This window comes from Cohnella fermenti (genome assembly GCF_004801405.1).
Taxonomy (GTDB): Bacteria; Bacillota; Bacilli; order Paenibacillales; family Paenibacillaceae; genus Cohnella; species Cohnella fermenti.
The window spans coordinates 59,742-82,785 of sequence record NZ_SSOB01000026.1; the positions used below are offsets into that span (position 1 = coordinate 59,742).

At 60.2% G+C, this 23,044-nt stretch carries 15 protein-coding genes and 1 pseudogene; 5 read left to right on the top strand and 11 right to left on the bottom strand.

Annotated features, from left to right (window positions below):
- Positions 1-124: 124 nt before the first annotated feature.
- The 6 genes from E6C55_RS19605 to E6C55_RS19630 all read right to left on the bottom strand — a co-directional run bounded on the left by E6C55_RS19605 (position 125) and on the right by E6C55_RS19630 (position 6,700).
- Positions 125-679 carry a cupin domain-containing protein gene (locus E6C55_RS19605; protein ID WP_136371511.1) on the bottom strand — a complete coding sequence of 185 codons (555 nt, stop codon included), beginning with the start codon at positions 677-679 and terminating at the stop codon, positions 125-127.
- A complete protein-coding gene (proS, locus tag E6C55_RS19610; RefSeq protein ID WP_136371512.1) occupies positions 676-1,992 on the bottom strand; it encodes a proline--tRNA ligase in 1,317 nt (438 codons plus the stop codon). The genes E6C55_RS19605 and proS overlap by 4 nt, the downstream gene beginning before the upstream one ends.
- A 439-nt stretch (positions 1,993-2,431) precedes the next feature.
- Positions 2,432-3,346 carry a dihydrodipicolinate synthase family protein gene (locus E6C55_RS19615; RefSeq protein ID WP_136371513.1) on the bottom strand — a complete coding sequence of 305 codons (915 nt, stop codon included), beginning with the start codon at positions 3,344-3,346 and terminating at the stop codon, positions 2,432-2,434.
- 90 nt (positions 3,347-3,436) lie between these two features.
- Entirely contained in the window at positions 3,437-4,276 is an 840-nt protein-coding gene (locus tag E6C55_RS19620; RefSeq protein ID WP_168735756.1) for a carbohydrate ABC transporter permease, read from the bottom strand.
- Positions 4,277-4,289: 13 nt separating this feature from the next.
- Positions 4,290-5,234, bottom strand: a complete 945-nt coding sequence (locus E6C55_RS19625) for a carbohydrate ABC transporter permease (RefSeq protein WP_168735757.1) — start codon at positions 5,232-5,234, stop codon at positions 4,290-4,292.
- Between the two features lie 86 nt (positions 5,235-5,320).
- Positions 5,321-6,700, bottom strand: coding sequence for an ABC transporter substrate-binding protein (locus E6C55_RS19630; protein WP_168735758.1), 1,380 nt, complete (start codon positions 6,698-6,700; stop codon positions 5,321-5,323).
- Between the two features lie 208 nt (positions 6,701-6,908).
- Between E6C55_RS19630 and E6C55_RS19635 the strand changes: the two genes are divergently transcribed.
- From E6C55_RS19635 to E6C55_RS19645, 3 genes are all read left to right on the top strand, one after another.
- Positions 6,909-8,759 carry a cache domain-containing sensor histidine kinase gene (locus E6C55_RS19635; protein WP_168735759.1) on the top strand — a complete coding sequence of 617 codons (1,851 nt, stop codon included), beginning with the start codon at positions 6,909-6,911 and terminating at the stop codon, positions 8,757-8,759.
- On the top strand, positions 8,740-10,335 hold the full coding sequence (locus E6C55_RS19640) for a response regulator (RefSeq protein WP_136371518.1): 1,596 nt from the start codon (positions 8,740-8,742) through the stop codon (positions 10,333-10,335). Before E6C55_RS19635 ends, E6C55_RS19640 begins: the two co-directional genes overlap by 20 nt.
- A gap of 263 nt (positions 10,336-10,598) precedes the next feature.
- On the top strand, positions 10,599-12,989 hold the full coding sequence (locus tag E6C55_RS19645) for a sialidase family protein (RefSeq protein ID WP_136371519.1): 2,391 nt from the start codon (positions 10,599-10,601) through the stop codon (positions 12,987-12,989).
- A gap of 376 nt (positions 12,990-13,365) precedes the next feature.
- Here E6C55_RS19645 and cysC read toward each other — a convergent pair whose 3' ends face one another.
- Positions 13,366-13,881, bottom strand: coding sequence for an adenylyl-sulfate kinase (gene cysC / locus E6C55_RS19650; RefSeq protein WP_136371520.1), 516 nt, complete (start codon positions 13,879-13,881; stop codon positions 13,366-13,368).
- A 168-nt stretch (positions 13,882-14,049) separates the two neighbouring features.
- Positions 14,050-14,982 (bottom strand): annotated as a pseudogene (gene yidC / locus E6C55_RS34790) (membrane protein insertase YidC).
- Positions 14,983-15,381: 399 nt separating this feature from the next.
- On the opposite strand from yidC, the gene E6C55_RS19660 reads away from it, so the two are divergent.
- Together E6C55_RS19660 and E6C55_RS19665 are read left to right on the top strand one after the other, a co-directional pair.
- On the top strand, positions 15,382-17,175 hold the full coding sequence (locus tag E6C55_RS19660) for a glycerophosphodiester phosphodiesterase (RefSeq protein WP_136371521.1): 1,794 nt from the start codon (positions 15,382-15,384) through the stop codon (positions 17,173-17,175).
- 23 nt (positions 17,176-17,198) lie between these two features.
- Positions 17,199-18,062 (top strand): SDR family oxidoreductase, encoded by an 864-nt coding sequence (locus E6C55_RS19665; RefSeq protein ID WP_136371522.1) that lies wholly within the window; start codon positions 17,199-17,201, stop codon positions 18,060-18,062.
- A 449-nt stretch (positions 18,063-18,511) separates the two neighbouring features.
- Here E6C55_RS19665 and E6C55_RS19670 read toward each other — a convergent pair whose 3' ends face one another.
- The 3 genes from E6C55_RS19670 to E6C55_RS19680 form a co-directional block, all read right to left on the bottom strand.
- The gene (locus E6C55_RS19670; protein WP_136371523.1) at positions 18,512-20,227 is read right to left on the bottom strand and encodes a hypothetical protein; all 1,716 of its coding nucleotides are present in this window, start codon (positions 20,225-20,227) and stop codon (positions 18,512-18,514) included.
- A gap of 82 nt (positions 20,228-20,309) precedes the next feature.
- On the bottom strand, positions 20,310-21,551 hold the full coding sequence (locus E6C55_RS19675; protein WP_136371524.1) for a mechanosensitive ion channel family protein: 1,242 nt from the start codon (positions 21,549-21,551) through the stop codon (positions 20,310-20,312).
- Positions 21,552-21,701: 150 nt separating this feature from the next.
- Complete coding sequence (locus E6C55_RS19680) at positions 21,702-22,835, bottom strand: undecaprenyldiphospho-muramoylpentapeptide beta-N-acetylglucosaminyltransferase (RefSeq protein WP_136371525.1); 1,134 nt, start codon at positions 22,833-22,835, stop codon at positions 21,702-21,704.
- Between the last annotated feature and the right edge of the window lie 209 nt (positions 22,836-23,044).

A 23,044-nucleotide genomic window follows, 5' to 3' on the forward strand; every position in this document is an offset into this window, starting at 1 on the left:
CCTCGGAAGCCTCTGTCCGGACAACCGGACAGAGGCTTCCGAGGTATTCTAATGGGGGACATAAACATAAAGAGGATTCAATAGGCCGATGTTAGACCTTCGCCGGACACAGCTTCGTAACAGCCTACCTCTCGTCCGTATACTTCAGCAGCTTCCGATGAACGCCCGTCAATCGCCCGATTCCGTTCAACCCGCCGAACAGCGCGCGTTGCAGCCAGAGGGGAATTCCGGCCACCAGCGTATCCTGAAGCGAGAGGACAAGCGCCGTATGCAGCGGATTCTTCGGAGTGCCCTTCCCGTCCGTAAGGCCATCGTCCATGAGCCCGTAGTGGATACGGACCGACTGCTCGAAGCCGCTCGGGGGCGTCAGCTTCACCCGGAAGGCAACCTCCTCGCCGTGCGCGTTCCGGAACGTATGCGCCGTCCCGATCGGTGCCGTCAGCGTCTGCCCGGGCTCCAGCACCCGCTCCTCCCCGCCCAGACTTACCGTCAGCCGGCCGCGCAGCACCTCGAACTCTTCCGTGAACTTGCGGTGATAATGCAGCGGCGGCCCGTCACCATTCGGCGGCAGCTCGACCTCGATCAGCAGGTGCTTGCCTCCCGTCTCCGCTGCCGTCTCTACGAACGTAATCTGCTCCCCGGTATATCGATGCTTCACGGTTCTCGCGTTCATACTCATGCTTCTGTCCCCTCTCCGTAGTAGTCCTGAAGCCGATTCACGGCTTCTTCAGTCGAATACACGCCGCCGCCCCGACCATCCCGGAAGACGAGCTCTACCTTGCCTTGCTCCGCTTCCTTGCCGACGACAAGCCTGACAGGAATGCCGAGCAGATCGGAATCGTTGAACTTCACCCCGGCGCGTTCCTCCCGATCATCCAGCAGAGCCTCGAATCCGAAGTCGGTCAACCTGTCATACAACTGCTCTGCAATGTGCCGCTGCACCTCATTCTTGGCAGAGACGGGAATAATATGCGCGTGATAAGGAGCGAGGGATTGCGGCCAGACCAGCCCCCTCTCGTCATGCCTCTGTTCAGCGATGGCAGCGAGAAGACGGGAGAGACCGATGCCGTAGCAGCCCATGAGCAGGGTTCGTTCCTCGCCGGACGAGTCGGTCGCTCGCGCCTGCAGCGCCTCGCTGTACTTCGTGCCCAGCCTGAACACATGGCCAACCTCGATGCCGCGGGTCAACCTCAGCTTCCCTTCCGCGCAGCGGGGGCAAGCGTCGTTATCCGCAACGGTGCCGAAGTTCTCCGTTTGAGCCAGGGGAAAGTCGCGCGCCTGCGCTTGCTCCAGGTTGGCCGCGTAATCGCAACTTTCGCAAGAGACGACCGTGTCCTCGCCGATCGAAGCGAGCGCGATGAATTCATGTGTGCCTCCGGCGTCTCCGATCGTCCCGCCGTCGGCTTCGACCAGCTTGAAGGCAAGCCCGCATCGGGAGAGAATCCGGTTGTACGCCTGCCGCATCGCTTCATACGACCGCTCGAGCCCCTCCTCGGACAGATCGAAGGAGTAGGCGTCCTTCATCAGGAACTCCCGCCCTCGCAGCAGCCCGAATCGCGGACGACGCTCGTCCCGGAACTTCGTCTGGATCTGATACAGCGTAACGGGCAGCTTCCGATAGCTCCCGATCTCGCTCGCAACCAGAGAGGTAATGACCTCCTCGTGAGTAGGCCCCAGTGCGAACTCGCGGTCGTGCCGGTCGCGAAGACGAACCAGCTCCGGACCGTACGCCTCGTAGCGGCCGGACTGCCGCCACAATTCGGCCGGCTGCAGCGCCGGCATCAGCAGCTCCTGCGCCCCCGCCCGGTCCAGCTCCTCGCGGACAATGCGCTCGATCCGGCGCAACACGCGCCACCCGAGCGGCAGATACGAATACACTCCCGCGGCCAACTGCCGGATATACCCTCCGCGAAGCAGCAGCCGGTGGCTTGCCGCCTCCGCTTCGGCCGGTACGTCTCTCAGCGTGCTTCCGAATAACGTCGATTGCCTCATTCCGATCACCTCCGCGCTTTCTCTGAGACACAACGAATAAACAACAAAAAAACGCACTCGTCAGGGACGAATGCGCTCGCGGTACCACCCTAATTCGATCGCCCCGCAAGGCGATCCTCGATCCGGATAACGGCCGGGTCCGGCAACGGTTCGCCTGTCAGACGACAAGCTCTCCGTCACTGCTCGCGAGGCGGGGCCGGTCGTTCGGCGCGGGAATCTCTCAGCCAGGGATTCCTTCTCTGAAGCGCCTTCACCCGAATCGGCATGCCCTCGGTCCGTGCAGTTGCAACTATTGTTAACGATCATAATGGAAGAAGTGCGGCGAGTCAAGCTCTTCCTTGGGAATCTTGGCGTCCGCGTCAATCGGCTCTCCGGACCGACATCGCGGTATAACGCGTAATCGCGTTCCGCCAGCCTGTCCGCCACCGGAACCCCGCCCCTACTCTCTCCAAGCCGAAGCCTTGAGCAGCGAATTCCCTTCGTAGAAAACCCGAATCTCCGCCGCCTCCGCCTCCGTCAACTGCTTAAGCGGTTGCCTCGCGTAGGGAGAACGGATGATGCCCTGGGCATAGCAGACATACTTCTCGTATGGGATGACGTCGAATCGGATCATGTGGGCAATCGCTTCGTTGGCCTCCGCCTGCAGCGAGGGGAGCGCCCCCCAATGCCCCCGTTCCGCCTCCCGGAACATCGCGACGAACGGCGGAGCCATCATGTTGTACGTGCTGCCGACCGCGCCGTCCGCACCGCTCAGCGCTCCGGCGGCGTATACCTCGTCATGCCCGTTGAAGATCAGGAAGTCGCGGCCGCAGCGGGCGCGAATCTGCTGCAGCTCGAACAGGTTCAGCGAGGTGAACTTGACCCCGATGCACTGCGGATGCCGCGCCATCTCCTCGTAGAAGTCCAGCGAGAGGCTGACGCCCGTCGCACCCGGATAATGGTAGACAATCATCGGCAGCGGTACGGCGTACATAATCGCCAGGTAGTGCCGCTTGATCTGGTCGAGCGTCGTCTTGTAGTAGAACGGAACGACCGCGGACATCGCATCGACTCCCAGCCCATGAGCGTGCCGCGCCAGCTCGATCGAAGTCTCCGTGCTGATCGCCCCGATATGGGCGATCAGCGTCGACTTGCCGTCTGCCGCACGCACGACCGTCTCCAGCACCGCCCGCCGCTCTTCCGTGCTCAGAATGAAGCCCTCTCCCGTGCTTCCTCCGACATAGAATCCTTTGACCCCCTGAGCTTGCAGATGCCGTACGAGTCGCTCCAGCGATTCGTGGTCGATCGCTCCGCCTTCATGCATCGGAGTCACCAATGCGGTATACACGCCTCTATAATGTTCGGAATTCGTCATCGTTCCCGTCTCCTTTGGTCTCCCGCGTCTTTCCCGTCTTTCCCGTCTTTCCCGTCTTTCCAGCCTTCCTCGTCCGCCCCGATCAACCGTTCAGCCCTTCACACCTCCCGCCGTCATCCCCTCGATCAGATACTTCTGGATAAAAGCGAAGATGACGACAATCGGCAGAATCACGATCACGCCGCTGGCCAGCAGCCCGCCCCAGTTGGTCGAGCCCATGCTCTCCATCAGCTCCGCTATCCCGACCTGAACGGTCTTGGCACTGATGGAGCTGGTCAGAATAAGCGAATATTGATAGTCGTTCCAGCCAAGGATGAACGCATACAGCGAGATCGACACCAGTCCCGGCAAGCTCAGCGGAATCATGACCGTGAGCAGGGTGCGCCACTTGCCGGCTCCGTCGATTGCAGCCGCCTCCTCCAGCTCGTTCGGAAGCGTACGGAAAAACCCGCTCATGATCCACACCCCGACCGGAATCGTCAGCGTGCCGTAGATCATCACAAGAATGGTCTTCGTATTGAGAAGCGAGAATGCCGCCGCCATCTTGTACCACGGAATCATGATCAGCGGCCCCTGAATCATCTGGGCGAGCACGATCAGCACAACGACCAGGCCGGCTCCCGGCACCTTGTAGCGGGCCAGGCCATAACCGCTGATACAGGCGATGACCCCCGTGACGAGCGCGGTCATGCCGCAAGCGGCGATCGAATTGAGCAGCAGGCGTGGCAACTGCAAGCCCGTGTCTCCCAACGCCCAGCGGTAATTGTCCCAGGTCAGGCTGCTCACGATCCAGGTCGGTACGGTAGAGAACATCTCCGAGTCCGGCTTCAGGGTCGTGTCGATCAGCCAGGCGAACGGCAGCAGCGTGAAGACCATCAGCAACGCCAGCCAGAGGTAATTCGACGTCTTCCGCACAATCGATTCCTTCATGATGCTCCTCCTCCTACTCCAGATTCCGTCCGAACGTCCTGGCATAGACGCCCACCAGAATGAGCACGATCGCCATCGAGAGCGTCGCGATCGCCGACCCTCTGCCCAGATCGAAGTAAACGAACGAATTCGTATATAGATAAGTCGGCAGAATGCTCGTCGAGTAGCCGGGGCCTCCGTTCGTGAGCGCCCAGATCATCTCGAACTTGGTCCATGAGGAGACGATGCTGACCAGTCCGGTCGCGTACATGATCGGCTTCAGCATCGGAAGCGTGATGCGGACGAACCTCTGCCATGCCGATGCTCCGTCCATATGGGCCGCCTCGATCATCTCGCGGGAGATGCCGGTCAGTCCCGACAGCATCATCAGCGTAATGTACGGGAAGCCCTTCCAAGCCGAAGTCAGCAGAAGAGCGGGCCACACCCACTTCTCGTCTCCCAGCCAAACGATATTTTCCGAGATGATTCCAAGCGCCTTCAGGTAATGGTTGAACAACCCGTAATGACCGTCGTAGATCCACTTCCAGACGATGCCGATAATGACGACGGGGGACACCCACGGCACCATCATCAGCCCCCGCCACAAGCCGCGAAGCCTGATCTTGTTGAACAGAACAAGCGCGGCCGGAATCGCAATCGCGAATTGCAGCACGGTGGAGCCGAGCACCCAGACAAGGCTGTTCCAGAAGATGGACCAGAAGTTGCTGTCGTTCAGGAGCAGCTCCTTGTAGTTGCCGAAGCCGTTAAACGACATCCCTCGCCCGGAGATAAGCGAATAATCGAACAGACTCAATCGAATCGTCTCCGCCAGCGGATAGAACTGGAACGCCACGATGTACAGGACGACGGGCGCCAGCAGAACGTACCCGAAGCCGAATTCCTTCAAGAACGCCGAAGCGCGTCCTCTCCGCCGGATAAGCGGCGAACTTGGACGGCGAAGCTCCAGCAGGTCGGACATATCTCTCGCTTCCTTTCTGTATCGCATCTGTATTGCGAACGCACGGGGAGCCGCATGCGTCGGCACACGGCTCCCCGGAGTCCGGCCTATTCCAGCTTGGCCTTGATTTTGTCGATGCCTTCCTTGATGTTGGCATACGCCTCTTCGACCGTCTCCTTGTCCGTCAGCAGCTTAACCATCTGCTCCTGAACGACAACCTCCATCTCGCTCTGCCCCGGAATCTTGTCCATCGGAACGCCGGATTCGCCGAGCAGCTTGCTGAAGTCGTTCAGCAGCGTCTTGTGCCCTTCGATCGCCTTCGGGTACGCCTTCTCCGCCTTGCTGATGATCTCGTCCAGGCTGGTGCTCTTGATCGCCGTCACGTTGACGACCGCCGCCATCGTGCTGTTGAACTCCTGGGACGACCATTCCTGCATCAGTCGCCAAGCGATCTCCTTGTTCTTGCCGTCCTTGAACATCGCGATGCCGACATTGGATACCGGCGCCTTGGCCGCCGTTCCGGAAGGTCCCTTCGGATACGCGATCGTCCGGGAGACGTTCACGATGTCCGGGTTGATGCTGTACACGTTGGCGGTGAAGAAGGTTCCGGCCGCGATCATGCCGACCTCGCCGTTGCTGTACGCGCGGAACATCTCCGGATAGCCCCAGGTCAGATGCGCCTTCGGTTGGTAGGCTTCCAGGTTCTTGAAGTGCTGCAGCGTCTCCAGGTACTTGCTCTTGCTGCCCTCCGACGTGTCGCTGAGCAGCAGATCGTTGCTGTACGCCGCCGTGAACGGCACACGGAACGCGAAGCGGGCCGTGCCGAGCGGATAGCCGAAGCCGTACTTGCCGTCCTTCGTCATCGCCGCCGCCGCTCTCTCGACATCCTCCCAGGTCTGCAGTTCCTCCAGCTTCATTCCCGCTTCGTTCAGCATCTTCTCGTTGACGATAAGCGTGAACGAGTTGGCCAGATTCGGAACGGCATACAGCTTGCCGTCCTCCTGGGCGTACTCCATCGTGCCCGGCAGGAAGTCTTCCTTCTTCAGCGTCTCGCCTTCCCTCTCGAAGTAGGGATTCAAGTCCTCCAGTCCGTTAAGCCGGACCAGGTTCGTCACGTCCTGCGTCTGCGTCAAGTCCGGAACGTCGCCGGAGTTCAGCATGACGGACAGCTTCTTCTCCATGTCCGTCCACGACAGGTACATGTATTCGATGTTGATATTCGGGTACTTCTCCTTCATCCGCGCCTTGAATTGCTCGGCCAGCTCCTTCTCCGCCTCCGACGTGCCCGGATAGACGAACCGGATGTCGGCTTTGACCGTGCTCCAATCGATCGCGTCCCCGCCGGTTGCCGCCGCCGAAGCTTCGGCGCTTCCGCCGCTTGCCCGATTCGCGTTCCCGCTCTCCCCGGAAGACCCGCACCCGCTGACCGCGAGTGCCAATGCCATCAGGGCCGTTCCGATGGCGAATCGCTTTTTCCCCCTGCTCATGACTGGTTCCACCCTCTCGTTATCGGCTTGCCTTGCCTGTGCACAATCCCATCTTACCCGCTGCCCAACAGGCCAACAATGCGTTAATCTCAAGGTTTGGTGGACGGAATCAAGGAAGTGTCCGCCACTTCCCGTCTGCGTATTGATCCCCGAGAAAGCGTTTGCTAATGTAGACATCAGCAGAGACCCGAGAGAGCGAGGCGCAACGATGCCCCTATTCCGACAGCTTCAAACCAAGCTATTCGTCTCCTTCCTGCTGCTCGTGCTTGTCCCGCTTCTAACGCTCGGCTTCTTCTCGTTCCGCGCGGCCACCGGGTCGCTGGAGAAGGAGACGGAGCAGAACCAGATTCAGACGGTCCGGCTCATCGGCAACAACATCAAGCTGATGCTCGAAGACGCGGGAGACATGACCTCCTACATCATGAACAACGTCAGCCTCCAGAGCCTGCTCAGCCAGGCGGACACCGAATCGGTCAACGTCGAGCAAGCTGCCGCCCTCGCCTACCTCGATAACATCAAGACGGCCAAGAAGTACGTCAGCTTTATCGTCATCTATGGCAGGAACGGCTTTCTTTATCGCGATTTCAGCGAGTTCTTCCGTCAGGTGATCTCTTATAACGACTTCATCGAGATGCCGCTCTACACCGCCGTCGCCGCCCGGGACGGAGAACCCTTCTGGGCGTACTCCAGCACCCCTCTCTTCACCTACGGCCACAGCTACGACGAGATCATGGTCGGCCGCCGCATCAACGATCTGTACGACCATGACAACAAGCTCGGGCTGCTGTTCATGGGCGTTAACCGGGATTCGATCGGCAACATCATTCAAGATATCGAGATCGTCCGCTCGACGAACATCTTTATCTTCGACGATAACTTTAATCTCGTCACGAGCAAAACCCAGAACAAAGAGCTGGAGCGAACGCTGACGAACGACCTTCCGTTGAAGCGGCAATTGCTGCTCAAGACGCATTCGGAAGTATACGAGATCGGCGGCCGAAGCTATTCGGTTGCCAGCGCCGTCGTCGATCCCTACGACTGGAACATCGTCAGCCTGACCCCCCTGGAGATCATTCGCAGCGAGCATCGGATCGTGCTTAACGTCACGCTGGCTCTGTCTCTGTCGCTGCTTGCCCTGGTCGGGCTTGTCTCGGGATTCCTGTCCCGAAGCATCACGAGGCCGGTCAAGAAGCTTCTTCGCTCGATGAGCAACTTTAAACGCGGCGACTTCAATCAGAAGGTGGAGGTCACTTCCCGCGATGAGATCGGGCTGCTCACCCATAAGTACAACGAGATGGTCACCGAGACGAACAACCTCATCCAGAAGGTGTACGTCAGCCAGACGAACCAGAAGATGATTGAGCTCAAGACGCTGCAGACGCAGATCGAACCGCATTTTCTATACAATACGCTGGACTATATTTACCTCAACTCCAAGATCAACGGCGACGAGAAGACCGCCAAGGTGACGCATGCGTTGACCGAGCTGTTCCGCTTGTCCCTCAACAAGGGCAAGGATTACTACACGATTCGCCAGGAGCTCGGCCAAGTGAAGGCGTATATCCAGATTCAGCACGCACGCTTCCCGAACCGGTTCGTTCCCCACTACGACATCGATCCGGACCTTCTGCCCTTCTATACCATGAAGCTTCTGCTCCAACCCCTTGTGGAAAATGCCATTCTGCACGCGTTCAACGGGAAAAAAGAGGGACCCGGGGTTCTCAAGCTGAGCGGGAGCCGATTGGACGAGCAGCGCCTCGAGTTTATCGTCGAAGACAACGGCTGCGGCATGAGCGCAGAGCTCGCCGCCTCGCTGCTGAACGAGCCGCTTCCGGGCAAGGGGCCTCCGCCGGAAGCCGCGCCCGCCGGAGCCTCCGCATCCGGCGGCACCGGCTACGGAATCCGCAATGTCAACGAGCGCTTGACGATGCTGTTCGGTCCCGAATTCTCGCTGCGCATCGAGAGCGCCCCCGGGGCCGGAACCCGGATTCGGCTGCGCATTCCGCTTATCCGCGACGATCAAGAATGGAGGCTGCTCTATGAGAATCATGGTCATTGACGACGAGCCGATCGTGCCCGAGGCGCTTCGGGCTCTAATCCCTTGGGAGGAGCACGGCTTCACCTGGCTTCCGCCGGCCGACAACGGGCTTGACGCGCTCGAAGGAATCGAACGGAACAAGCCGGACCTGCTGCTGCTCGATTGCCGGATGCCCGGCCTGACCGGCCTCGAGCTGCTCGAGGAGCTGGCCTCCCGCGAGCTTCCGGTGAAGTCGGTCATTCTGAGCGGACACGATGAATTCGTCTATGCTCAGCAGGCGATCAAGCTGGGCGCTCTCGACTACCTTCTGAAGCCGCCGGATATCGACCAGCTTCTCGGCGTCGTCCTGTCGGTCAAGGAGCAATGGGAGGAGGAACAGAAGCTTAAGCACCAGTTGAAGGACCATCTGCCGCTTATTCGCTTCCGCTTCCTGTCTTCGCTGCTGGAGGGGGCGCGATTCAACGAGGAGCTGTTCCTGGAGAAGACCGGGTTCCTCGGCATCCCGCTGCGAATCGGTCCCGTGTATGCCGTCCTTGTCGAGCTGGAGGAGGAGCCGGACGACCCGCGGAACTATTCGTACGAGGATCAGCAATTGATGAACTTCGCCGTGCAGAATATCGCCGAGGAGACGCTTGAGGCTTGGGACGAGAAGTTTATCCTCTGTCCGGGCCACAATCAATTCGTGCTTATTGTCCATGTTGCCGACTCCGACACGAGCCGGTTCCGGGACGACCTGAGGCGGCTGGCGGACAACCTCCAGACTACGCTGCGTTATTCGGTCATGATCGGCGTCTCCGCGCGCGGCTCGAGCTTGAACACGGAAGGCAAGAGCCTCTGTCAGTCGGCGCGGACGGCGCTGGAATACAAGTATTACACCGGGCCCAACCAGGTCGTATTCGTCGAGGACCTCGAATGGGAGAGAGAGCTTGCCCCCGACCTGGAGACGCCGGACGCCGCTCCCGTGGACGAGGCGCTGCGGCTCGCGCTCAAGATCGGCAGCATCGAGCAGCTCGAACAATGGCTCGATGACTTCGTTGCTCAACTGAAGAGCAGCGATTATCCGGCGCAGGTCACGAAGTCGATCGCCTTGCAGCACATGGTCGCGGCCGCCGGCTCGCTGTCCGTCATGCACCCGAAGCTGGCTCTCGACGAGCTGCTGCCGGCGTCGCAGATCGCCCAGTTCTTCGAGGCGGCGACGCTGGAGCAACTGGCCGCGTCGCTGCGGAGCTACCTGAACGGCCTGCTGGAACGGACGCTCGACCTGCGCAAAGTCGGCAAGAATGCGGTCGTCGAGAAGACGAAGCTGTTCATCGCCGAGCATTACCGCGGGAATATCACGCTGGATACGATCGCCCAGGAGGTGTTCCTGTCCCCTGTTTATCTCAGCTTTCTGTTTAAGCAGGTCGAAGGCGTCAATCTGTCCGATTACCTGACCGAGATTCGGCTGGCCGAGGCCAAGCGCCTGCTCGCCGGCTCTTCCCTCAAGACGTACGAGGTCGCAGTCCGCTCCGGCTACCAGGACGAGAAGTACTTCAGCCGTCTGTTCAAGAAGAAAATCGGAATGACGCCGACCGAATACCGGAATCTGCAGGCCTGAGAAGCGGAACGCCCCGGAAGCGGGCAACTTCGGGCAACTTCCGGCAACTTCCGGCAGCTTCGGGCGGCTTCGGGCGGCTTCGGGCGGCTTCGGGCGGCTTCGGGCGGCTTCGGGCCATTCCGGCCCGAGCGGAACGGTTCGGCCAGCCGAATCATTGAATTCGTCTACCAAATCTAGATTCCGTCCAATAGTTCAGGGCAATCGGATCTGGTAAGATCCCTTATGTAAGCGCTTTATATCCCTTGCATAGGAGCTGATCTTCCTTGAATCGTGCCGTTGCCTGCATCCTGTTTGTCTGCCTCATAACGATCCATGCCTGGCCCGCTTCCGCCGCCGACTATCGGATCGATCCGATTCGGATTTACGAGAACGACGGCAGCAATCATTTCTGGTGGTCCCATACCCGGTGCGCTTCCATCCCCGACCAAGGAGATAACGGAGGCCCGGCGATCCTGTGCACCGCTTCCCAGGACCCGGACGACAACCTGACCGACGTCTTCTACGACATTGCTTACACGATCAGCACCGACCTTGGGGATAGTTGGTCGCCGTACGCCGTCATTCCGCAATTCGATTGGAAGACGCTCCCCAACGGGTACGATGGGATGCTGATCGACCCTGTGCCCGTGTATCACGCGCTATCGGGCAAGGTGCTGCTGCTCGGCATGGCCCAGAGCTACGATGCGAACTTCGCCAAGAAACAGACGTATCCCGCCTACGCCGTCTACGACCCGTCAACCGGCACGTGGAGCGACGATTGGCAATTGTTCGGCTGGCCGCCGGTATACGGCCATGCCGGAAGCTCCTATCCCTACATCGAGGAATCGACGGGCGACGTTCTGTGGCCGATCCATTCCATCTCCGGATCGGGCGCCTTGCAGGTGGTGACCGCCTCCTTCGACGGGACTTCGCTTGTGTACAAGAGCGCAAGCGGAACGGTCTCCAATACCGGCTCGAACGGCAATCGGTCGGGCATCGAGGCTTCTCTCGCGAAGTTCGGCGGGCAATACTTCATGACCAGCAGAGACGATACGAATAACCGTCTGACCAAGAGCGCGGACGGTCTCGTCTGGCAGCCTGCCGTCGATCTGCTCTGGGAAGACGGCACCTCCGTGGCCGGCAGCATGAACACGCAGATGCACTGGCTGACGCGGCCGGATGGGCTGTACCTCGTCTATACGCGGCAGGATGAAGTCAATTCGGACTTGTTCCGCTATCGGGCTCCGCTCTGGATGGCGAGAATCGATCCCGCCACGCTGCGTCTGCAGAAGGATACCGAACGCAACGTGATGCCGAACACGACGGATCGGGCCCAGCTCGGCAACTTCGGCACGCTGGACATCTCTCCGGAGCTGAGCATTGTGACGAGCAACGAATGGAAGTCGCTCCTGCCCAACAGCACCATCGTCTCGCGGATCTGGTGGAATCGCTCGCTGCTCGGCAGTTGGCCGCTTGACGAGACGTCGGGCTCCGTCGCCTCCGATGCTTCGGGTGCCGGGCACAACGGTGCGATCGTCGGCGCCGCGACCGATTCGGAGGGCCGGTTCGGCACCGCGTTCGGCTTCTCTTCCTCCGGCGACCGCGTCGATCTCGGCAGTCCGGCCGACGGCTCCTTCGACTTCGGCAGCTCGCAGGACTTTACCGTCTCGGCCTGGATTCGCACGAGCCATTCCGGCTCCATCCAATACATCGTCAACAAGGGGGACACGAACGCCGCGTACTGGCTTCGTCTCGAAGCGGACGGCAAGCTGAGGTTCCTTCTCGACTACGGCAGCACCTACGATGCCGTTCAATCCTCCTTCTCCCTGGCGGACGGGGCATGGCATCATGTCCTCGCGGCAGCGGATCGGGATGCGGACTTGCGCCTGTACGTCGACGGAGCGCTTGCCGCACAGAAGACGGGGCTGCTCGGCGGCAACATATCCAATTCCCTCCCGCTCACCATCGGCTTCCCGTCCGCTTCGACCATGAAGGGCAGCATAGACGAGGTCAAGCTGTACAATTATGCTCTGGACGAGCGGGAAGCGCTCGGGCTTAGCGGCCTTGTCGGCCGTTGGAGCTTCGACGAGCCGGCCACGGCTGCCGGGATCGTTGCGGCGAACGACGTGAGCGATTACGAATACGGCATGCTGCTTAACGGAGCTTCGCGAAGCGCCGCCGGACATGCCGGGGGAGCCGTCCAATTCACGGGCGGCAACCAATTCGTCAAGCTGGGCGACCCGGACTCCGGATCGTACGACTTCGGAGTCGATCAGGACTTCAGCTTAAGCGCATGGTTCAAGACGAGTACCGTCGGATCGGCCAAATACATTCTGAACAAGGGAGACACGAACGCCTCGTATGCCCTGCGAATCGAGAGCAACGGCACGCTGCGGTTCTGGCTCGACTACGGCAGCACCGCCGACATCGCGCAGTCGACCGCTTCCTATACGGATGGGCAGTGGCATCATGCCGTCGCCGTCGCGGATCGGGATGCCGGGCTGCGGCTGTACGTGGACGGCGTGCTGACGGCGGAGAACACGTCGCTGCTCGGGGGCAGCATCTCCAGCAAGCTGTCCCTTACCGTCGGCCACAATTCCTCTTCGACCATGAACGGCTTCATCGATGACGTCAGGCTGTACCGATACGCGCTGACGGCGCAGGAAGCCCGGTAGATTGGGCTCCCGCAGCCTCTGCGGCAAGCCGGGCGGGGATATCCCCCGCTCCGGCTTGTTGCCTTCAGCCTTCCTCCGCTCCGGCTTGCCCTCCGTCTTCCTCCTCCGCCTCTTCTCCCCCTCTTTCTTCCGTTCGCGAGCGCCAATCTATGCGGTTTGTCACATTCATCGGCTTGGATTGGAGGCAACCGCGGCGTTTTATGCGGTTTTTCGCATATATCCGACACTTCGGGCCGGGAATTTCGCCATGAATGCGATTTTTCGCATATAACCGTGCAAAGTACCCGTTTCCGCCCCTCGCCAATGTGGTTTTTCACATAAAATCCGCACAGCCCCCGTTGCGACACCCCATAGCCCATAGCAACACACCCGTCCGTTACGAGTATGAAGACCGGCCGGACCACACGCGAACGATGCCCTCCACGCACTCTTCCAGGGTGCTCTTGTCCGTGTCGACGATCACATGCGGATGCTCCGGCTCCTCATAGGGGGAATCGATCCCGGTGAACGATCGGATCTCTCCCGCTCTGGCGCGCTTGTACAGACCCTTCGGGTCCCGACGCTCGCACTCCTCCAGGGAGCAGCGCACGTACACTTCGACGAAGGCGTCCCCCACGAGGGAACGAACCCTGTTGCGCACGGCACGGAACGGGGAGATCGAGGCAACGATGACGTTCAGGCCCGCATCCAGCAGAATTCGTCCGATCTCTCCCGTCCGGCGGCCGACCTCCAATCGATCTTCCTCCGAGAAGCCGAGATCGCCGTTGATTCCTCTCCGCAGAACATCTCCGTCCAGCACATAGCTGTTCGGGATTCGCCTGGCCAGCTCCTCCGCGATCGTCGTCTTGCCCGCGCCGGACAGCCCGGTCAGCCAAATCATTCGACGATTCATCGCTCATCCCTCCCGTTATCGGTTATAGTTACAGCGTATCGGAATTCCGGCCCCGCCAATAGGGGCGACCGTCGCGATTCCGTCCGCACATCGTCCCAAAAAAACAAAGCGCCGGCCCTCCTCATCAGGAAGGTCGACGCATTGCGCGATTGACGTATGGCCAATGCACTACGACTTGGCCAGCGCGGCAGAGTCGGAAGTGCCTTGCGTCTCCGTCCGGATCGGCTTCACGTAGCGCTTGTTAAGCAGAATCGTCTGCACGATGATGAAGGTGCCGCCAACCGCCCAATAGAGCGGAAGCGCAGCCGGCATCGCGAAGGCGAACACGCCCATCATCAGCGGGGACAGCAGACCGATGAACGCCAGTTGCGGCGGCGCCGGGGTTGTCTGCACCTTCTTGGCCGCCGCCTGCGACACGCGGAATTGAACGAAGTAGACGGCCGCGGCGATGAACGGCAGCACGACATCCGGCTTCCCGAGGCTGAACCAGAGGAAGTTGTGGGCCGCGATCTCCGGCGTGCGGCGAATCGCATAGTAGAACGCGAGCGTAATCGGCATCTGAAGCAGCATCGGCAGGCAGCCCACGTTCAGCGGATTGACCTAATGCTTCTGATAGAGCTGCATCATCTCCGACTGGTGCTTCTGCTTCGCCTCCGCGCCGGTCGAATCCTTATACTTCTCCTTGAGCGCGTTCAGCTCCGGCTGAAGAACGGCCATCTTCTCCCGCATAGCCGCCTGCTTCTTCATCTGGTTCATCATAAGCGGCATGATCGCGAGCCGGATCAGGAACGTCATAAGCACGATCGACAGCCCGTAATCGCCGTGGAACAGGTTCGCGATGGCTTGAATGCACACCGAGAACGGATAGATCAAGTAGTGGTTAAAAAGCCCCGGCGTATCCGAATCGATCGGGTTCGCCTGGGCGGACGGCGAGCAGCCTGCGAGCATAAGCGTCAGCACGGCCAGGACCGCCAGCGCAAGAATCCGTCTGGCCCGTCTGCGGGGGTTCGTTGCGGTTGTCTCGATTGACACGATGAATGTTGCCCTCCCTATGAATTGAAGTAAGCTTCGCTTCAAGGAGGGCATGGCAATCCGCATCATCGTCCGGCGCTTCCTTGCGCCGCACCGTTCGCGCGATCCACCGTTGGATATTCGTCTGCGGAGCCGCCCGGATGGGCGTGTACGCAGCGTCGACCGGGGCGGCAGCCGAATGGCTCCAACTCCTGCTCTGCGAGGAGAGGAACGAGAACGGCAGAAGCGCCATGGAGTAGATAAGCCCGAACGAGAACAACAAGTGAACCGCATCGATCCATTGCTCCATTCGCTTCCACCTCCATGGCGCCTTGTCCGCGCACCGCAATAATGGCCTCATTATACCACGCGGGTTCGGGAAACCCTAATACAAGTTATTGCCGAAAATATCCGTCAACTTGCGGCGAAAACATCCGCTATCGGCTATAATCGGAGAAGACTCGCTATGCTGAATTAGGATGATATACGATGCTTAAACTGATTGAACGGAGCTTGCGCGAATTCCGCGCCGCGGCCGCCAAAGTATTGTTCTTTGAGTTTCTCTACATGCTGATCACCAGCGCCATCATTATTCCGATCATCACTTATGTGTTCAACCGGATTCTCCGGGTTATCGGTTCCGGCTCGCTGCTCAACGGGGAGGTTTACCGGCTCGGGCTCAGCTACGAAGGCATGATCGGTCTCTTCCTGATCGGATTCGTCGCCTCGTTCGCCGTCCTGATCGAATTGTTCGTGCTGATCGCACTGGTCCAGCAGCGCTACTTCGGCAAGGACATCGCCATCGTGGACGCATTCGCGACAGCTCTGAGGAAGACGCCCCGGCTGATCGGATTCGGGATTTTCCAACTGTTGTTCCTGCTGGTTCTCCTGATCCCGTTCATCGACTCTCCGATGTCGGCGTCCTTCTACGCACTCTTTAACGTGCCGATCTTCCTGAACCACCGGGTTCTTGGAGCCTCATATACGCTGACGTTCGTGTACGTGCTGCTTCTGATCGGTGCGCTGTATACGCTGCTTCGCTGGATCTTCGTGCTGCACTTTATCTTGCTGGAGGATATGCCGATCCGGCGAGCGATTCGCAGCAGCCTCGCCTTGACGAAGGGGCATCGCTTGCAGTTGTTCTTCTGGCTGCTCGTCTTCAATATCGTCGTTCTGGCCGCCGGCTCCTCGGCTCTGTCGGCGCTCAGCTATCTGCCCGCCTGGCTGAACCTGGACGTGCTCGCCCTTGTCTCCCAGCCTTACTCGCTGACCTTGTCCACCCTGCTGACGTACTTGCTCGCGCTCCTTCTCCTTCCGATCAACATGTTTGTGTTGACCCGGCTTTTCTACAGCTTCGGACGCACCGATGGGAGGAAGGCGCAGGATCGGCTGAAGGTCAACCGCAGCCGTCTCGGCCGTCTCGAGCTTCGCGTCTCGCGCTGGCTGAAGGGCTTGCAGCGCAAGAAGGCTCTCTATATCGCCGTCGCCGCTCTCTACATCGCGCTGACCGCGATCGTCGGCTTCCGGGCCAGCGACAGCCTTGTCTACGCGAAGTGGAACGTCTTGATCGCCGCGCATCGGGCGGATTCGCCGGATCTGCCGGAGAATTCGCTGCCCGCCTTGGTCGCGGCGATCGAGAAGGACGTTCAGGTGGCCGAGTTGGACATTCAACTGACGAAGGACGGAGTGGCGGTGCTCAGCCATGATTCGGATCTTCGGCGAATGGCCGGCGTATCCTCCCGGGTTGTCGACCTGACCTATGCGGAGCTGGAGCAGTTGTCCATCGGCCTCGACCCGGAGGGCAACACGGTCCGCATCCCTTCCCTCGCCGAAGTGTTGGCCACGGCCAAAGGGCACATCAAGCTGCTTCTCGACCTGAAGCCGTACGGCACGAGCGATGAATTGGCCGAGGAGGTCGTTCGCCTCGTCAAGGAGGCCGAGATCGAGCAGGACGTGCGCATCCAATCGTTCGACGCCGCGTCGCTCTCCCGCATTCGCGAGATCGATCCGGAGCTCAAGATCGGACGCATCCTGTACTTTGCGTTGGGAGACTTGACGGCTCTCGACGTCGACTTCTATACGATCGAGCAGGTCATGCTGACCGAAGCGTTCGTTAACCGGGCGCACAAAGCCGGCCGCGAGGTGTGGGTGTGGACAGTCAACGAGAAGCGGGACATGCGGGAGGTGCTGAAGTTCGAGATCGACGGCCTCATTACCGACTATCCCGAGAAGGCGCAATCTCTGGTCGATGTCAACGTCGAGCTCTGGGCAGACCAACCGTGAGGACGTGAGAGGAGGATAAGCGGATGAATAGAGGCAAGACGGCGCTGGTCACGGGAGCATCGAGCGGCTTCGGCCTGCTGATCGCCCTTGAGCTGGCGCGGAGAGGCTATCGGGTCGCCGCATCCATGAGGAGCCCCGAGAAGGGGACGGAGCTGCTGCGGCTGGCGGAGCAAGAGGGCTTGCGGCCGCAGATCGAGATCGTGCGGCTGGACGTCACGGACCCGGCATCCGTCGCGGCGGCTGCGCAAGCCGTTCTGGCCCGCTGCGGCGGCCGTCTCGACGTTCTGGTCAACAACGCCGGGACGGCCGTGGGCGGCTTCATCGAGGAGGTTCCGACGGAAGCCTGGCGGGAGCAGCTCGAGACGAACTTCTTCGGACTCGTCGCCGTCACCCGCGCCTTCCTGCCCGCCATGCGGCTGCAGGCCGGGGGCCGAATCATTCAGATCGGCAGCGTCAGCGGCCTGATGGGAATGCCCGGCTTCGGCCCGTATGCCGCCTCCAAGTTCGCGGTCGAGGGATTCAGCGAGAGCCTCCGCCACGAGGTCGCGAGATACGGCATCGGCGTGGCGCTTGTCGAGCCCGGCTCGTTCCGCACGGCGATCTGGGACAAGGGCCTGTCCGCCATGCACTCCCGTCCGGGGCCGGAGTCCCCATATCGGGCAGAGCTGGACGCTCTGCTCGCCTACGTGAAGCGAACGGCCGACACCGCCCCCGACCCGCAGCAGGTCGCCGACCTGGTCGGCCGCCTCGCGGACAGCCGCAAGCTCCGCAGGCTGCGCTACCCCGTCGGCCGCGGAGCCCGCCTGCTGCGGCCAGGCTCCGCTCTGCTCCCGTGGGCGCTGCTCGAAGCGACAATCCGGCGCGCGCTGCGCCCTCGGAAGCGCTGAAGCTTATCGCAAGCAGGAGGCTGCGGCTGTGCGCCTCTCAACGCCCCTTCGCCATCGACAAGCGCCGCATTGACGCCCTCTGTCCCCGAAGCCCCTCGGTCCGCCGATTTCCCGAAACCCCTCCGTTCGCCGTTTTTATGTGATTTTTCACATTCATCATGCTCCAAAGCCCCTCCAGCCGCCGATTGTATGTGGTTTTTCGCATTCATTTGGCGTTTGGAGCTGCTTCGGGGCGATTATATGTGGTTTTTCGCATTCATTCGGCGCTTGGAGCTGCTTCGGGGCGATTATATGTGGTTTTTCGCATTCATTCGGCGTTTAGGGCTGCTTCGGTACGATTGTATGTGGCTTTTCACACTTGTCCGTCTGAGTAACAGCGCCAGGAGGCTCCCCCGAGTGGAATCGAGGCGACAATCAGCCCGCATCCCGGGGCCTGCCGGCTTCTCGTGTCAACCGAGGCTTGCCAGCTCCACGGACTTCCCTTCCGTCGAATCCCAGGCGACGATCTCCCCGCCCGACGTCCACAGAATCGAAGCCCCGGTGCCGATCCGCATCGCCCGCTTCTCTTCCCGATCGAGCAGGTAGCTGCCCTCTCCAGCCACGGTTACCGCATAATAACGCGAGCGTTCGTCATTCGGCTTCGGAAGGACGCTCAGGATCTCCGCTTCGCCCGGCTTGCCGATCGCTTCCTCAAGCAATCCGTAAGCGTCCTCCGGCAACTTCGCGTTCTCCTCCTTCGACATGAAGCCTTCCTTATAATCGTACAGCGCCGTCCCCCTATCGAAAGGCTGCTCCGAGCTCCCGACCAGAGGGACCGAGATCGTCTTGTCGTCCACCCAGTCGATGGGGTAGATAAAGTGCCAACCATCGCTGTGCCCCATGTACGCGGCTTGCTTAAACGTCGAGACGCCCTTCCCTTCCGAGTCGATCACGACAAGATCGGCATAGGAGCCGAGGAAGTCGTCCGAAGCCGCCAACAGCGCGATATAACTGCCGTCCGGAGAAGCAGCCATGCCATAGAGCGGGCGCTCCGACTCGTAGATCGGGTGCGCCGTTCCCTTCGCCGAGTCGACGCGGCTGACCGTTCGCAGCCCCAGTGCGGCATAGCGATAACGATCGTCCGCCCGCGCCGGGTACGAATAAAGCCGGTCGATGCCGCTGTCGCTGCGGTAGCCCGTCCCGTCGTCCTCCAGGCCGGGAACGGCGCCGTCCTCGATCTCGTCCGTATTCGGGTTCAAGCGATACACGATGCCGTCCCGGCTGTTGTAGATCGTCAGCTCCGGGTCGTTCGCTCCATCATTGGCAACCTGGATGAGCACGGCCGAATCGAAGCCATGCTCACGCACGGTCCGTCCTGCCGTATCGACCCAGCGAAGCCCGCTCCACGCGAGGCCCTGGCGGACAACGATCTCAACGCCGCCCTGCGACGAGACGATGCGGAAGGGCTCCCCTTCGGCGGTCTTCGCGCCCTCCAGCGTGAACCGGGCAGCCGCCCCCTGCGGCAGATTGGGGAGAAGCAGGATAGCCCGGCGCGAGTCCGTCACCTTGAGGGTAAATTCCGTATATTCCGCAAGCTCCGCAGACACTTCCGACTCGTCCGTTCGGATCGAGAGCGCGGACCGGACGGCTTCCTCCAGCGATTGCCGGTCGATATCGCGATTGGCTACGAGCGTCACGCTGTCGTCGTTCTCATCCACGATCGCCTGAAGCTCGGGCTCCTCTTCGTCCGAGACGGGGTCGAGCAGCCGATCGATCCATTCGCTGTTCAGCGTCCAAGCCGAGGAGCGCTCCCCATCCTCCGCGTAAAGTTTAACGCTGACATCCCGGGAATTCGTCGCCCGCAGATCGTTGACGGAATACGTGCGAGACGTCTTCCCTCCGGTAGCCACGAGCTCGTAGAGCGTGCCGCTTTGCTCGGGATCTCCAATATACGAAGGGCTCGCAGCCTTCATTCCCTCTAACAGCTCGTTCAAGTCGGCAGAGTCCCGATGCTCCGCGACGAGGCGGCCTTCCTGATCGAACAAGGCAAGCGACTGGACGTCTTCGATCATGGGCAGGCTCGTCGGCAGCCCGCCCGTCCCATCGGCCGCCTTCCCGCTGCACGCCGCGAGCACCATCGCCAGCAGAGCCAGCAGGATAACCGAGATAAGCGCGAGCTTCTGCACCTTATCATCGACCTCCCCATCCGGATGTTTCCTCCTTTTTACCATTAGAAGGGAATTTTGTCCATGATTTTCGAGTTGGTCTTTAGGACTTCAGCGTCCCCAGCATCTCCCGCATGTCCCCGCCCGTCGGGTTCTGGAACACGCGCAGGCCGAATTCCGGGGCGACCGCGAGCAGGTGATCGAAGATGTCGGACTGCGCCCCCTCGTAGACGGCCCAGACGATCGTATTGGTGAACGCGTAGATCTCCAGCGGCAGCCCGGTCTCCCCGGGGGCGAGCTGGCGAACCATTCGCGTCATGCTCTGGTGAATCGCCGGGTGCTGCTCCAGATACCGTTCCACATACGCGCGGAAAACCCCGATGTTCGTCATCGCCCGACCGTTCACGGGCACCGTCCGGTCAACCTCATTTTCCACATTGTGGCGTTCGATGTCCCGTTCCTTGTCCAGAAGGTACTCCTCTAGAAGATGGATCTTCTTGAACCTCTCGATCATGTCCGGCGTGCAGAAGCCGATGCTGTTCATGTCGATGTAGAGCGAGCGCTTGATGCGCCGGCCGCCCGAGTTCTGCATGCCCCGCCAATTCCGGAACGAGTCGGAGATGAGCGCATACGAGGGAATCATCGTGATCGTCTTGTCCCAGTTCTGCACCTTGACGGTGTTCAGCGAGATGTCGATGACGTCGCCGTCCGCGCCGTACTTGGACATCTCGATCCAGTCGCCGACCCGCACCATGTCGTTGGACGTCAATTGGACGCCGGCGACGAGGCCGAGCAGCGAGTCCTTGAAGATGAGCAGCATGACCGCCGACAACGCGCCGATGCCGCTGAGCAGAATCAGCGGACTCCGACCGATCAGGCTCGAGACCACGAGAATGCCGCCGATGATGAACACGAAGATTTTGACCACTTGGATGTATCCCTTGATCGGACGGCTCTTGGAGATCTCATAGGTCGAATAGATGTCGTTCGCGGCGCTCAGCAGGGCATCGAGCACAAGAATCGCCACGACGATCAGATAGATGGCGACGCCCTGGAGGATCAGATCCTCATACGCCGGGAAGCTGCGGGAGAAGTAGGAGATGATGATCGCAGGAACAAGGTGGCAGAGCCTCTGAATGACCTTCCGTTCGAGGATGTAGTTGTCCCAGGTGAATCGATTGTTCCGGATGTAATGAGTGACGATTCTCAGCACGACTTGTTTGGTCACGAAGTTGGCCAGCACACAGATGACGGCGATTCCGACGATCATGACGATATTCGCCAGATAGACGGCCGCCGCGGATGAGATTCCGAGGTTGGTCAGCAATTCCTTGATTTCGTTCATGAACGTCTCCTTCAACTAACAAAGGCCCGCCTGACGCGATGACTCGTGCGCCAAGAGAGCTTTTAGCTAAATGGTACCGGACGGGGGCGGGGGAGTCAACCTTGGGCGGGGATTGAGCAGGGATTGGGCAGGGATTAAACTAACCTTGAGTCAACCTTCCGCTTCCTTCCCCGCCGCTTGGACGATCAGCCGCTGCAGCCTGCCCCGCGCGTCGCCTATAGGGGTGTCGCCCATCCTCCGAATATAGGATTCCTTGTCGCTGTAGAGGTCCGCTACCGCCCGTACCAGTTGGGCCGCATCCAGTCGTTCTTCCTGGAGAACCTTGGCATACCCGCTTCGCTCGAACGAAGCCGCATTGAGCAACTGATCGCCTCTGCTCTGCTGCTTGGTCAGCGGAATCAGAAGCATGGGCTTCTTGAGCGACAAGAACTCGAACAGAGAGTTGGAGCCGGCTCGGGAGACGATGAGGTCACTCATGGCAAGCAGGTCCGGCAGCTCCTTATCGATATACTCGAATTGTCGATAGTCCGGGTTGTCCGCTGCAGGGTCAAGGTGGCCTCTACCGCATAGATGCACCACCCGGAAGCGTTGGGTCAACTCCGGAAGGGCTTGCCTCACCGCAGTGTTGATGCTCATGGACCCCAAGCTGCCTCCCATGACCAGAATCACCGGCTTCCTGTCCCCGGACAATCCCCCATCGGAGAATCCCGAGAACGCCAATCCCCGCTCGGCACCGCCCATCCCGATCTCTTCCCGAAGCACGGGACCAACATAATGGCACTTCCCACCGCCGATGTAGGCTTCCGTCTCCGGGAACGTCGTACAGATTCCGACCGCGAAGCGGCTGGCAATCTTGTTCGCCAAGCCCGGCGTCAGGTCCGATTCGTGGAGGACAACAGGAACCCTGTTCAGCCATGCGCCAATGACAACCGGGACAGACACGAAGCCCCCCTTGGAGAAAACAACGTCGGGACGCCGAGCACGGATGTGCCGATAGGCTTGAGTTACTCCCTTAATGACGCGGAACGGATCTTTGATATTGTCCTTCGAGAGATAGCGCCTGAGCTTGCCCGTCGCTATGGGATAATACGGAATCGGAAGACTCGAAGCGATTAGCTCGCGTTCGATGCCGGTCTCGGAGCCGATGTATTCGACCTCCCATCCGTCGCTAAGGAACTGCGGAATCAAGGCTAGATTCACGGTAACGTGACCGGCCGATCCTCCTCCGGTGAAGAGAATTCGGTTCGCGGCATCGACTCGCGTTTGAACATGGGAATTGCTCATTACGGCCTCCTTGGCTGGGCAATGGATTCTCCTTGCTAATTTAACGATTTTAATAAAAATGCTTGTTCCTGTCGATTCCGTGATACAAGTAAAATTCATTCGGCGTTCTCGCGATGTCAAAGCTGCGGAATAAATTCAAGTTCAAACATCACACCATATATTCCCATCTTATGCTATCATAAATGGATTAGGACTTATTGAAATCCCGC

Bases quoted from the DNA above. Each gene is read 5' to 3' on its own strand.
- E6C55_RS19605 (WP_136371511.1), bottom strand. From the start codon at position 679: ATGAGTATGAACGCGAGAACCGTGAAGCATCGATATACCGGGGAGCAG.
- proS (WP_136371512.1), bottom strand. From the start codon at position 1,992: ATGAGGCAATCGACGTTATTCGGAAGCACGCTGAGAGACGTACCGGCC.
- E6C55_RS19615 (WP_136371513.1), bottom strand. From the start codon at position 3,346: ATGACGAATTCCGAACATTATAGAGGCGTGTATACCGCATTGGTGACT.
- E6C55_RS19620 (WP_168735756.1), bottom strand. From the start codon at position 4,276: ATGAAGGAATCGATTGTGCGGAAGACGTCGAATTACCTCTGGCTGGCG.
- E6C55_RS19625 (WP_168735757.1), bottom strand. From the start codon at position 5,234: ATGTCCGACCTGCTGGAGCTTCGCCGTCCAAGTTCGCCGCTTATCCGG.
- E6C55_RS19630 (WP_168735758.1), bottom strand. From the start codon at position 6,700: ATGAGCAGGGGGAAAAAGCGATTCGCCATCGGAACGGCCCTGATGGCA.
- E6C55_RS19635 (WP_168735759.1), top strand. From the start codon at position 6,909: ATGCCCCTATTCCGACAGCTTCAAACCAAGCTATTCGTCTCCTTCCTG.
- E6C55_RS19640 (WP_136371518.1), top strand. From the start codon at position 8,740: ATGAGAATCATGGTCATTGACGACGAGCCGATCGTGCCCGAGGCGCTT.
- cysC (WP_136371520.1), bottom strand. From the start codon at position 13,881: ATGAATCGTCGAATGATTTGGCTGACCGGGCTGTCCGGCGCGGGCAAG.
- E6C55_RS19660 (WP_136371521.1), top strand. From the start codon at position 15,382: ATGCTTAAACTGATTGAACGGAGCTTGCGCGAATTCCGCGCCGCGGCC.
- E6C55_RS19665 (WP_136371522.1), top strand. From the start codon at position 17,199: ATGAATAGAGGCAAGACGGCGCTGGTCACGGGAGCATCGAGCGGCTTC.
- E6C55_RS19675 (WP_136371524.1), bottom strand. From the start codon at position 21,551: ATGAACGAAATCAAGGAATTGCTGACCAACCTCGGAATCTCATCCGCG.
- E6C55_RS19680 (WP_136371525.1), bottom strand. From the start codon at position 22,835: ATGAGCAATTCCCATGTTCAAACGCGAGTCGATGCCGCGAACCGAATT.